The organism is Bradyrhizobium sp. 197 (assembly GCF_023073375.1).
In the GTDB taxonomy this organism is placed as follows: domain Bacteria; phylum Pseudomonadota; class Alphaproteobacteria; order Rhizobiales; family Xanthobacteraceae; genus Bradyrhizobium.
The window spans coordinates 20,537-32,123 of sequence record NZ_JADPJJ010000136.1; the positions used below are offsets into that span (position 1 = coordinate 20,537).

The 11,587-nt window shown below is 62.1% G+C and carries 13 protein-coding genes and 1 pseudogene; 7 read left to right on the top strand and 7 right to left on the bottom strand.

Features of this window, described 5'->3' with window-relative positions:
- Nucleotides 1–28 precede the first annotated feature (28 nt).
- The 3 genes from IVB27_RS30055 to IVB27_RS30065 all read right to left on the bottom strand — a co-directional run bounded on the left by IVB27_RS30055 (nt 29) and on the right by IVB27_RS30065 (nt 935).
- Nucleotides 29–247: a hypothetical protein gene (locus IVB27_RS30055; RefSeq protein WP_247446490.1), complete on the bottom strand. Its 219-nt coding sequence runs from the start codon at nt 245–247 to the stop codon at nt 29–31.
- A gap of 98 nt (nt 248–345) precedes the next feature.
- Complete coding sequence (locus IVB27_RS30060) at nt 346–501, bottom strand: hypothetical protein (protein ID WP_247446491.1); 156 nt, start codon at nt 499–501, stop codon at nt 346–348.
- Between the two features lie 224 nt (nt 502–725).
- Nucleotides 726–935: a response regulator gene (locus IVB27_RS30065; RefSeq protein ID WP_247446492.1), complete on the bottom strand. Its 210-nt coding sequence runs from the start codon at nt 933–935 to the stop codon at nt 726–728.
- A 306-nt stretch (nt 936–1,241) separates the two neighbouring features.
- On the opposite strand from IVB27_RS30065, the gene IVB27_RS30070 reads away from it, so the two are divergent.
- The 6 genes from IVB27_RS30070 to IVB27_RS30095 all read left to right on the top strand — a co-directional run bounded on the left by IVB27_RS30070 (nt 1,242) and on the right by IVB27_RS30095 (nt 7,330).
- Entirely contained in the window at nt 1,242–1,406 is a 165-nt protein-coding gene (locus tag IVB27_RS30070) for a hypothetical protein (protein WP_247446493.1), read from the top strand.
- Nucleotides 1,407–2,065: 659 nt separating this feature from the next.
- Nucleotides 2,066–2,830, top strand: a complete 765-nt coding sequence (locus tag IVB27_RS30075; protein ID WP_247446494.1) for a molybdate ABC transporter substrate-binding protein — start codon at nt 2,066–2,068, stop codon at nt 2,828–2,830.
- A 94-nt stretch (nt 2,831–2,924) separates the two neighbouring features.
- A complete protein-coding gene (locus IVB27_RS30080; protein WP_247446495.1) occupies nt 2,925–3,344 on the top strand; it encodes a cupin domain-containing protein in 420 nt (139 codons plus the stop codon).
- Between the two features lie 799 nt (nt 3,345–4,143).
- Nucleotides 4,144–5,985 carry a glycoside hydrolase family 15 protein gene (locus IVB27_RS30085; RefSeq protein ID WP_247446496.1) on the top strand — a complete coding sequence of 614 codons (1,842 nt, stop codon included), beginning with the start codon at nt 4,144–4,146 and terminating at the stop codon, nt 5,983–5,985.
- On the top strand, nt 5,978–6,850 hold the full coding sequence (locus IVB27_RS30090) for an SDR family oxidoreductase (protein ID WP_247446497.1): 873 nt from the start codon (nt 5,978–5,980) through the stop codon (nt 6,848–6,850). Before IVB27_RS30085 ends, IVB27_RS30090 begins: the two co-directional genes overlap by 8 nt.
- Nucleotides 6,851–6,880: 30 nt before the next feature.
- The gene (locus IVB27_RS30095) at nt 6,881–7,330 is read left to right on the top strand and encodes a low affinity iron permease family protein (RefSeq protein WP_247446498.1); all 450 of its coding nucleotides are present in this window, start codon (nt 6,881–6,883) and stop codon (nt 7,328–7,330) included.
- Between the two features lie 318 nt (nt 7,331–7,648).
- Here the strand turns inward: IVB27_RS30095 and IVB27_RS30100 are convergent, their stop codons facing one another.
- Together IVB27_RS30100 and IVB27_RS30105 are read right to left on the bottom strand one after the other, a co-directional pair.
- Complete coding sequence (locus IVB27_RS30100) at nt 7,649–8,053, bottom strand: hypothetical protein (RefSeq protein WP_247446499.1); 405 nt, start codon at nt 8,051–8,053, stop codon at nt 7,649–7,651.
- A gap of 19 nt (nt 8,054–8,072) precedes the next feature.
- Complete coding sequence (locus tag IVB27_RS30105; RefSeq protein WP_247446500.1) at nt 8,073–8,273, bottom strand: hypothetical protein; 201 nt, start codon at nt 8,271–8,273, stop codon at nt 8,073–8,075.
- Nucleotides 8,274–8,539: 266 nt separating this feature from the next.
- On the opposite strand from IVB27_RS30105, the gene IVB27_RS30110 reads away from it, so the two are divergent.
- Complete coding sequence (locus tag IVB27_RS30110; RefSeq protein WP_247446501.1) at nt 8,540–9,904, top strand: carbohydrate porin; 1,365 nt, start codon at nt 8,540–8,542, stop codon at nt 9,902–9,904.
- Here IVB27_RS30110 and IVB27_RS30115 read toward each other — a convergent pair.
- A complete protein-coding gene (locus tag IVB27_RS30115) occupies nt 9,894–10,337 on the bottom strand; it encodes a nucleotidyltransferase family protein (protein ID WP_247446502.1) in 444 nt (147 codons plus the stop codon). The two genes, IVB27_RS30110 and IVB27_RS30115, sit on opposite strands and share 11 nt — an antisense overlap.
- A gap of 977 nt (nt 10,338–11,314) precedes the next feature.
- A pseudogene (locus IVB27_RS30120) lies at nt 11,315–11,518 on the bottom strand (cysteine hydrolase); the annotation flags it as partial.
- Between the last annotated feature and the right edge of the window lie 69 nt (nt 11,519–11,587).

Here is an 11,587-nt window from a genome sequence, read left to right on the forward strand (position 1 = left end):
CACCAAGAACGACAAGAGGGCGTGGGCGTCAGGCCTCGCCCGGTCCGGAGAAGATCGACGCCGGCGGCGTCGTGCGCGGCACCGGCGGGGGGCGCTCGACCGCTCTCGCGGGCCGTACGGCGCTACCGCCCTTCAGGTCGTATTGCTCCGCCAGCTTCTGCAAACGCCTTCTGGTGAAGGGATCGGCCTTCTCGGCCAGGTCGCGCACGCGTTGTGCCAGACCTCTGTAGAACTCCTGCTGCTCCATGACGCACCCCGCAACATCACTGATCGCAGGAGTTGAGTATATCCGCGGCCGGCGAGTCAAGCCGCGCCACTCACGGAAGCGGCCCTGCGGGCAGTCGTTCAGAAGAGAGCGGCCCCGAGATCGAGGCTGAAGGTCATGACCGCCGCCATGGACAGCAGCAGACCCGCGCCACCGAAGATCGCGACGGTCTTGAATTGCTCTATGTCTACATCCGTGCCGGTCGCGTTCGCCAGCGCCTTGGCCGCCCAATCCATGCTTTGATCTCCTCGAAGAAAGCGAAGACGACGGCAAGGGTAGCGGATGTTCGCGCCAGCACGTGTGAACTGGCTCTCACGCGCCAACCGAATATGGATCTGTCCCTTGGATTAATCCCAATCGTGGTGCGGCGGCGGCTGAGCGCGGATATGTCCGCGAGGAAGATCTGATTGACGACCCACGCCGCTCGGCGGCTCTCCGTACTGCAATGGCCGAAGCCGCTTCACTTCGGAGGCTTGAGCTCGCCGGCGAGCCAGCCGACCGCGTCCGTCTTCATCGGATCCACGGCGATCGAGATCTTTTCGGTCCGCTCGCAGGTCGAGCACTCGAACGTGCGCTCTTCGAAGCCATGTGCGCCAGGCGAGATGCGCGCCAGCACCATCCGGTGCTTGCATACCGGACACTTCGGCCGATCGGTGCTCGATGCGATCATCCCTCTAATCCCAGACGCGGATCATACGATGTCCGGAGCCGGAGTCTGCAACATTCGTGAGTTCGGAGCTTTTCCCGTAGCGAGGAACGACGCCGGTCCGGTGTCGTTGCTTCCTCAGGCTGCGCGCCAATGCGTGGCCTGCGTGGCTCCGCCCTCAAGCCCCCCCAGTCCCCAAAGGCGGGGCTGCGCTCATCCTGCATCGCGGGAAGTCCGGTTTCGGGTGAATTTTCTTGCAGCATTTTACTTGTTTGAATCCCGGCAGCGGACGGGGGATGCATCATGCGGCCATCGCAGGGGGATATCTCCATGTTCGACGCCGAAACGACAGCGCTCTTGCGCGCCGTCCTCGATGAGGTCTGCGAAACCGTGTCCCGCAATGAAACCGGCACCCGGACACATGTGGCCTCGAAGCTCCTGCTCAAGCAGGTCGGGCGGAGAGCCTGGAACGAGGCGCCCACCATGTGGCGATAGGCCGGCTGGCTCCGCAAAAGACCTCCTCGGGGCGAGGGCGAGGACCATCGCAGCCGAGGGGCCAGCGCATCATGGCGTAGCCGTCTTCACGTGCGCTGCGCCTCCGCCGCGCCTCTACCAGACAGATCCCGAGGACGAGGAGCAGGATCACGGCCCATCTGAGCTCACCGCCGATCGACCGAACGTCTACGCATGCTGCCCAACGCGTTCGCCGCGTAGCGGCACCTGTTCATCGCGCGATATTTCTTCCGCCGATCGGGCTTGTGGATCCGTCCTTGTCGCCGCACTCGCGGAGATCAGCATCGCCTTGGCTGATTCCAGACAGGAGCCTGGCCGCGTCTGGCAGTTCCTGCAAAAGAGCGCGTTTGAGGCGCGACGACCCCTTCGCGCTGAAAGCCAGTGGTGTCGCTCTTCTTACACCTTGAATGTCGCCTTCTGGCCCGATGGCGAAATTCGGTTTGCCTTAAATAGGATCTGCTGATCGGGGGAGACAGGAAGTGACACGAGGCCAGTCAACGGCGCTTTTGACCCAACAACCGAGACATCGGGCGTAGCCGTCGTCTATCTTGCAGGAATGCCGAGAAGCGTGAATATTCATGCTGGTGCGCGTGCCATCCGTAAAATCCCGTCATAGAGCGCCGCAAATGAGGTGTTTTGTCATGAAGAGGTATTCGCTCCCAGTGGCCGCCTCAGTGCTGGGTCTGGTGCTCGTGCTGTCGCCGTCCGCCAACGTGCAGGCTGCCGAACTCAGGCTTCTGGCGGGTGGAGCAATGTCAGGCGTTTGGGCAGATATCAAACCGCAGTTCGAGCAAGCCTCTGGTCACAGGCTTGAGATTTTCTTTGGCACCACTCCGAACCTCATAAAGGAGGCTACGTCGGGCAAGCCGTTTGATGTTGGTGTTGTACCTGTCGAAGTTATGCAGGACGCGTCGTCCCGAGCTAAATTCGCGGCAGGTCCGACAATCGATATTGCCCACGTTGGCCTCGGCGTTGCTATCCGCTCTGGCGCTCAAAAGCCTGAAATCGGCAACGCGGACGCGCTCAAGGCAACGCTGCTCAAAGCTCAGTCCATTGCCTCGATCCCGGAGAGCGCCACCGGCTATTCAATCGCAAAGGTATTTGATCGCCTTGGAATCACCGAGCCGATGAAGGCGAAGATGAGGGCGCAGCCCAACCCTGCGCAGGTCGTCGCGGTGGTTGCCCAGGGTGAAGTCGAATTGGGCCTATTCCTTATCAACGTTCTCACCGCTCCCGGTTTGGATGTCGTCGGGCCACTTCCGGCCGAACTGCAACAAAATGTGGTGTTTACGGCCGCGGTTGGATCAGAAACCAAAGAGACCACCGCTGCCAAGGCCCTCATTGATTACCTTAAAGGTCCGGCGGCAGTTGCAATCATCAAATCGAAGGGCATGAACCCCGGCTGATCCGACGGATCTCCCTGCGCCAGCGGGTGCTGGGATGACAAGCGTCTTAGATGTTGGGTCTCAGGAACGCCACCCGAAGGTGGCTCGACGATGAGTGCGTCATGAAACGCCTTATTTTTTCGGCGGGCCTTTTGTGGGCGGCATCATCATTGGGTTGGGCTTGCCCGACAGCATCCGCGCTCAGGTGCCGGGATACGTAACCAAGCGAATATTCAAGACGGACTTGGTCAATCTGCCCGGCCAAGAGGCAATCATCTACGCAGCAGAGTGGTCGTCTGGCTTTCGGCTTCCGCTGCACCAGCATGAGGAAGGTTACGAAGCCGTCTACCTCATCGAGGGCGAGCAGATCTTTGAAATCGACGGTGTCGGAACCAAGATAGTTAACGCCAGTGAAGTTGTGTACACGCCACCGAACACCAAGCACTTCGGCCGGAACGCTACGGACAAGCCATCGAAGACGCGGGTGATCGGCATCAAGACCAAAGACAGACCCGTGATGACAGACGTGAAGTAGTTTATCGAGGTTGCCTCCGTTGGCGGTCTCTTTTATCTCTATCGGACCGCGCGGATGTCGCTTGTTGGCCCATCAGCGAAGTAGCGGCCCGCTTCATTGAGGCCTGCTCACTGAAGCATGGCGGACCAGATTTGCTCACGTCGAGTTCTTCGCATTTCTGACCCACAGCGGACGTTGTGCGCGTCGCGCCCGTTTAAGGAATCAATATCGCAATTGGTAAACTTCGATCTGCTCGGCTTTTGAAATGAGCCGATAATGCTCTTAGGCACATGTCCACGTACTTCCTCGCTGCCTGTCTGATCGTGATCGTCTTGAGTTTCGAGGTATCGTTCCGTCGATCCTTGGAATCTCTCACGGAACTCGCGCGGGGCTGCCCCGGCCCATCGGCTCGCACGCGGCGGCGGGCGCTTTGGCCCCTGCATTCGGCGCTCTCATTTGTACGCTGCTGGGGGCTGATCGGATTCGACCATGTTCAAGACAAACTTGCCTCTCCGCAACGGCCAATCTCATGATGCTTAGTACGGCTTTCTTCAGCGGATGGTTCCTTGGCGTCATTGCCGGGATGAATCAGGATTGAAGCCGCGACCGATGCCAAGCGAAAGGTGCATCAGCCTATTGGCGCGTCATTGGAGCGATCGCGAAAAGGCCTGCTCGCAGGTCGCAACCTTCTGCGCCATCCGCTTTTCGAGCAGCAGGATGGTTCTCTGAGTGTGCCCAAGGAACATTGGAGCGCAAGAAGCATTGAGCCAACCCGGCTGGAGTCTACGGAGGCGGCACCTATTGCCCGCAATGTTTCCCTATGGCTCGAATCGAAGACTACGCACTGATTGGCGACTGCGAGACCGCAGCGTTGGTGGGTCTTGATGGCTCCATCGACTGGCTTTGCCTGCCGCGGTTCGACTCCGACAGTTGCTTCGCAAAGCTACTCGGGTCCGAAGACAACGGCTATTGGCGCGTCGCGCCCGTGGCGTCGCGCTCAGCCGAGCGCCGGTATCGGCCGGGCACGTTGATCCTGGAGACGACCTTCAGAACCGACGACGGCAGCGTTCGTGTCACGGACTTCATGCCGCCCAAATCCGACAAATCGCGCATCGTCCGGATCCTCGAAGGACTCGATGGCCGGGTCGAGATGCGGAGCGAATTGGCGGCGCGTTTTGACTACGGCGTCTCCGTGCCATGGGTCAGCCGGCTTGATGATGGCGCACGATCCCTGGTGGCCGGAGCCTCCATGCTGGTGCTGCGGGCTGACGTGCCGCTGCAGGGCGAGGAGATGGCGACCGTGGGCTCGTTCGTGGTCTCGGCGGGCGAACGTAGAGCCTTGGTGCTCAGTCATCAGATTTCCTATCAGGAGGAAACGCCAGCCGCGCATCCTTTCCAGCTTCTGGAGTACACCGAGCGTTTTTGGCGGGACTGGTCCAGCCGATGCCGGGCGGCTGGGGCGTATTCGAACGAGGTTCTCCGCTCCCTCATCACGCTGAAGGCGCTGACGTTCGAGCCGAGTGGCGGGATCGTCGCGGCCGCGACGACGTCTCTGCCCGAGCAGCTCGGCGGCCCTCGCAACTGGGACTACCGGTTCTGCTGGGTTCGGGATGCCACGCTCACGCTGCTCGCGTTCATGGACGGGGGATACTACGACGAGGCTCGCGCCTGGCGCGATTGGCTCATTCGCGCGGTCGCCGGCAGCCCCGACCAACTGCAGATCATGTACTCGGTCACCGGCGAACGCCGGCTGACCGAGTGGGAAGTGCCATGGCTGTCCGGCTACGAAAATTCGAAGCCGGTCCGGATCGGCAACGCCGCCCACCAGCAGCTACAACTGGACGTCTACGGCGAACTGATGGACGCGCTTTACCAGGCGCGGCGCGGGGGGCTCGCCGAGAACAAGCGGGCATGGGCCGTCCAATGCGCGTTGCTCGATCATCTGAAGGCAATCTGGACCGAGCCGGACGAAGGCATCTGGGAGGTCCGAGGCGGCCGCAAGCAGTTCACATACTCGAAGATCATGGCATGGGTGGCCTTCGATCGTGCGATCAAGTCCGCCAAGGAATTCGGGATGGAGGGGCCGGTCGACGATTGGACCGCGGTCCGGGATGCGATCCATGCGGACGTGTGTCGGCGCGGATACGACGAGGACCGCAAGTCCTTTGTTCAAGTCTATGGCGAGCCTCAGCTCGACGCCAGCCTGTTGCTGATTCCTGCCGTGGGCTTTCTCCCGCCGGATGATCCACGTGTCATCTCGACCGTAGGAGCCGTCGAACGCGACCTGGTCGTGGATGGCTTCGTGCGCCGCTACGACACGGGCGCAACCAAGGATGGACTGCCGCCGGGCGAGGGTATGTTCCTGGCCTGTAGCTTCTGGCTCGCCGATGCCTATCAGCTCATAGGCCGTGCGGCCGATGCGAAGGCGTTGTTCGAGCGGCTTCTCTCCTTGCGCAACGACGTCGGATTGCTCTCCGAAGAGTACGATGTCTCGAAGCGCAGACTGGTCGGCAACTTCCCGCAGGCATTCTCCCACATCGCCCTGGTGAACACGGCGCACAACCTCACTCACCGCGACAAGCCCTCCGAAACACGCGGCGGAAAGAAGTCGCTGCCGAGCGAAGGAGCGCAGAGCACGACTGCAGGAGCCAACCATGCCTGAAGCGACAACCGACCCTGCCGGACCCGTCCCGCCGGGCGCGAGACAGCGTTCAGCCGTCCGTTTTCCCGTCGTCCTGGAGGGACAACCGGCGTTGGTCACCGGCGCAAATTCAGGGATCGGCAAGGCTGTGGCGCTGGGTCTCGCTGCTTCGGGCGCCGACGTCGTCGTGAACTACGTGGCCGACCCGGCCGCGGCGGAGGAGGTGGCGCACCAAATCGAAGCCGGCGGTCGCCGCGCCATCGCCATCAAGGCGGACGTCAGCAAGGAGGACGAGGTCAATTCGATGTTCGCCCACGCGGTCGATCATTTCGGGACCCTCCACATTGCGGTGAACAACGCCGGCTTGCAGAGAGATGCCTCTTTCGACGAGATGACCCTCGAGCAGTGGAGGAAGGTGATCGACGTCAATCTCACGGGCCAATTCCTGTGCGCGCGAGAGGCCGTTCGTGAGTTCAAGAAACGCGGCGTGGTGAGCCGAATCTCCGCGGCGGCGGGCAAGCTCGTGTTCATGAGCTCCGTTCACCAGGAGATACCCTGGGCCGGTCACGTCAACTACGCAGCGTCGAAGGGCGGCGTCATGCAGTTGATGCGCAGCATCGCCCAGGAAGTCGCCCCATTTGCCATTCGCGCAAACGGGGTCGCTCCTGGCGCCATTCGCACGCCCATCAACCGGCCCGCATGGGAGACCCCGGATGCCTACGAACGGCTCATGACGTTGGTGCCGTACAAGCGCATCGGAGAACCGGACGACATCGCGCAGACGGTGGCTTGGCTGGTTTCTGACATGGCCGACTACGTCACTGGCGCCACCTTGTTCGTGGACGGAGGGATGAGCCTCTACCCAGGATTCGCGACCGGCGGCTAAGCGGGATTTCATTCGGAAAGGAGGAATGCCATGCGGCAGGGCCATCAGGAAAGCGAGCGCCGGCATCGGCGGCTGTTTGCGTCCATCGCCAACAAGGCCTCGCAGGGGGCGGGGCGTGCATCGACGTTTGTCCTAGCCTGCGCGGTAATCGTCATCTGGGCCGTTACAGGACCGCTGTTCCGGTTTTCCGACACTTGGCAGCTCGTCATCAACACCGGGACGACCATCGTGACCTTCCTGATGGTCTTCCTGATCCAAAACTCGCAGAACCGGGACAGTGCCGCGATCCAGGTGAAACTGGATGAGCTGATCCGGACGGGTATCGTGCAGAATAGCTTCGTGGGAATCGAGCATCTGAGCGCGGACGAGCTCGAGGATCTGCGCGCGCGCTGCGAAGAACGCGCGAAAGCCGTCGCCAAAGACGTGGTCGAGCGCAGCACGGGGACGGCCCTCAGGGGCTGGAAAGCCGCAACGGAATGATCTGGATCCGCGACCTGCTGTTCCGGAAGCCGTCCTGCTGGAGGACCACCGCATTCTCGGGAATTTGCCGGGTCCGCCGGCAGGCTAGACTACCCATCGGGACACCGGTTCGATCCGGCGCCGTCGCCTTCAGCCGCAGGGATCCGGCGATGGACGACTTCGGCGATGCCACCGTGATCCGGAAGTTCCGGGATTTCGGACGATCTCGGCGCCGTGAGTATCCACTGGTCGGCAACGAGATCACGCACCTGCGCGGATGCGCTCTCCTCGCCGCAATGAGCTGCGGCTTCGATCCCAGTAGCGTTCTGTACGGCGCCACTACGCAGAGGAAGCGTTCGCCCGCGCCCGTTCCCGCGCGCCGCGCGCACGCTCCCGACGTTCGCGACGCCGCCTCGCCCGCTCGGCCGGCTGCGGCAGCGACGGCAGCGGCGCGTCTACGGCTAGTTCCGACTCTATGGCCTGCTCGGCGACCGGGCGCGCCTCCATGAACTCCAGCACCATCCGCCCCTTGACGGTGATCTTCCAGCCGCCACTTTCGCGCGCGACCAGGCCTTGCGAAAAGATGTCGAGGTCCGGCATGCGCGCCGCCAGCCGCTTGGTGCGATCGGCCCAGTCCCGACCGCTGGTCGCCAGGATCGCCATGTCGCGCTTGAGGTCGGCCATCACGGCAAATCCATCCGGGTAGCCCACCAGGATCTTCAGCACCGTGACCTGAAAATTCACCCCCGCCCCCTCGGTCCGGTCAGCGCCACATGGTCGGCGCTTGCGAGAGAGCTTGGTGCCCGACCTGCCTGAGACCTTCGGGCGACACCTCTCCGCGCGTAGCAGCTTCCAGAATCTTCGCAGCGACGTGGGTGCGCACTCCGCTCTCGCGGCGCGAAACGCTCTCGCGGACTTCGTCGAGGACCGCGCGCAAAAGCGCGGTAGTGGAGGTGTCGAACATGAAATGAAATGCCCCATGCGGGAAAGCCTCATCCTAGCGCAATTTTTCGCTTTTGGAATTCGGAATCTTGAACACCGCGAGTGTCAGAGTAGCTGCCCCAATTCGGAGAGGCAGGCGACCTAAGATCCCAAACGACCGAAGGCAAGGTCGCCCTCGTGGACCGGTGGACTTGCGCCGGAAGATCAGGCAAATCCCTGAAGGCACTTCCAGCATGAGGAGCTCCCGTGTCTCGGCCAAGGAAGGCATACCGGCAAGCGGCTCTTTCGATGTCGGTCGTTTTGCTCCTTGCAGCCAACGCCATGGCGCAGGAGGACAAGAAGACCGACGACGACAAGCCGGCCGATCCCGACACGGGAGAGAGCACCGTCGAGGAGAAGACGCTCGGCCTTCTGCCCAATCCGTTGCAGAAGTACGGCGTCAAATTCGCCGCGACCTACATCGGCGAGGTGTTCGGCAACGCGTCCGGAGGGTTGAAGCAGGGCGCGATCTACGAAGGCCGACTTAGCCTGGCCGTGGACATCGATCTGCAGAAGCTCGTCGGGATCGACAAGCTCACCTTTCACGCCAACATGTTCCAGATCCATGGCGACGGGCTGTCGCGCTCCAATCTGCAGAATTTTTTCGTCGTCAGCGGAATCGAAGCTCTGCCGTCGACGCGGCTGTACGAAGCCTATTTCGAAAAGCAGTGGGGCGCGAAGAAGCTCTCGCTGAAGTTCGGGCAGCTGGCCGCCGACAGCGAATTCTTCAACACCAAGTACACCGATGTGTTCACGAATGCTTCCATGGGTTGGCCGGCCGTCACGTCGCTCGACCTGCCCAGCGGCGGACCTTCGCCGCCTTTGGCCGCGATGGGAGCCCGCCTGCTCGTCAACGTGACCGACCAGCTTGCGGTACTTGGCGGAATCTTCGATGGCGACCAGGCCGGTCCCGGTCCGGGCGATCCGCAGGAGCGCAACCGCTATGGCGTGAATTTCCGCGTCAACGATCCGCCTCTCCTGCTCGGGCAGATCCAGTACGCCTGGAACAACAAGAAGGGCGATCCGAACCTGAGCGGCCAGATCAAGCTCGGGGGCTGGCGGCACTTCGGCTCCTTCACGGACCAGCACCTCGCGTCGAATGGGGTCTCGCTCGCCGCTCCCGCCAGCAGCGGCGGGCCCCTGCTGTTGTCGGGGGACATCGGCGGCTGGGCAGTGTTCGAGCAACAGATCTATCGCGTACCGCATAGCGACGATCGCGGCATCGGCGTGTTCACTCGCGTTGCCGGCGCGCCTGCCGATCGCAACCTGATCGATCTGTACGCGGATGCCGGCATCGAATTCATCGGTCTGCGCGACGACCGTTCAGACGACAAATTCGGGATCGCAGCGGGTTATGCCCACGTTTCGAAACGGGCGCAGGCGCTCGACTGGGATTATCGGACGCTCGTCGATCCGAATTGGCCGGTGCGAAGCTTTGAAGGCCTGCTGACTGCAGTCTATCAATATCAGGTCAAGGATGGCTGGACGGTGCAACCGAATTTCCAGTACATCGTCCATCCCGGCGGCGGTGCAACGCTGCCGGCGGGCCCGCTCGCTGGAAAGGCTCTCAGGAACGCTTTGGTGTTCGGTCTCAGAACCACGCTCAAGTTCTGAGACCGGACGCGCGCTGCGCTAGATGTGCTGACCGGAGCCAAGAGCAGTGGGCTAAAAGCTCCAATTGGCCATGTCGAAAGTGAAACGTCGCGACGCGGAAGGCCCACGCCGGCGGTGAACACCTAGCTGAGTGCCAAACCGTAGAAAGACGGGCGTCACGTAAAGCCTGGGTTGCGAGGACCAGTCGCATCTCAGGCGCCATGAAGCCTTTCGTGAGCACCTCGACCCTGCAGCCGAGCAACTCTTCGAGTTGGATCTCGACCCGTGCCAGATCGTAAAGCGAGGTGCCCGGAGGCGCCTCGACCAGAATGTCCAAGTCGGTGTCCTCGCCGCGCGCCACCGATCCGAACACTTTCGGGTTGCGCATGCCTGCGCGGTTCAGGATCTCACGAACCTGGTTGCCGTGCTCAGCGATGGAAGTCGATGGTCTCATCGAACCGGCCTTCCGCGACATTTCTTGGTACGGCTTCTATACCGCCGCCTCAGGAACTCCGGTTAAAATACAACTAGCCGGACCGAGTCGGAAGCGCGCGTATCCAGGTCCTTGCGCCGATAGTTGCCGCTTCAGCTTGTTGGTGCCACCCAGCCATCCCTTGAGCATTCCTCCACTACCCTGGGAACGCCGGTCTTTCGCGGATCGTCCTGATCTTGGCGTCCAGCAGGCCCACGACCATGAGCAGCTGCTCGTAGATCACGCTGGCGTCAGTGGCCGGCTAGGTGGCGTTCGGATCCCTTCGGAAGGGCGAGTTCCGGCTTGCCCGAGGAGACGGAAGCCGGAAGCTGCGGCAGCCTTCCCGCGCTGAAGACCCCGTGCTGTATCGTCGGCGGAAATACGGCAGGGAGCGAGGTTTGCGCTTCCAGCCAGCCTGGCCTTCGCCTAACGGCCGAAGGGGTGTCTCAGCCGACGAGGCCTACCCTTGGTCAGGCGCCCGTCATGACGAGCGCCGATCTTCGATTTGCTCCATGTCCTTGGGGTTGCCCCAGAAAGCGCCCGGACGCAGCCCTCGGAACCGAAACCTTTTCATGCCTTCATGAATTCAGCACAGGGGCATTCGAGCGAGAAGCAGCAGCCAATGGCCCCAATGCCGATAGGCGACGTGGTTCTCACGGTTTCAATCATGACCGTCGCCTTCGTGGGTGAGGTCGCGGTGTTCACCCTCTTCGGAATCTTCTGAGGGGAGGCTCAGCCGCTTAAGCCGACGATGGCGTCTGCAAGCCGCGTAACAGGTCTGCCATTTGCAGGCCTGCAGCGCTTCATGGACCCCTGAAGGAACGGCATCACAGCTTGGTCAGCTCGCCCGCATGCGCCGAACTTCGGATCAGCCTGGTGGGCTCGCACCAGACGCCGAGGCTGACCAAGCTGGAGGGCGGATTGAGCGCGTGCAGCATGCTCAAATCGCGCAACGCCTCGCGCACGTGCGGTTGCTGCGGCGTAATGAAGCGCGTGAAGATGGTTCGTGCCCGATAGCGCGACGCGATCGCTGCAACCGTCGGCAGAACGCGCTCCATCCATGGCGTTGCCCACAGACCTCCGGGCGCAAAGATGTTCTGCATGTCGATGCAGAGATGAACTGGATCCCGGATCTCGGCGCGTTCCGACTTGCTGTCCCTCATAGCCACCAATCGTCATGGGTTCGCGGAGTGCCCGGGCGTCTCCCGGCCGCGCCCGGCAATAGGAACTTG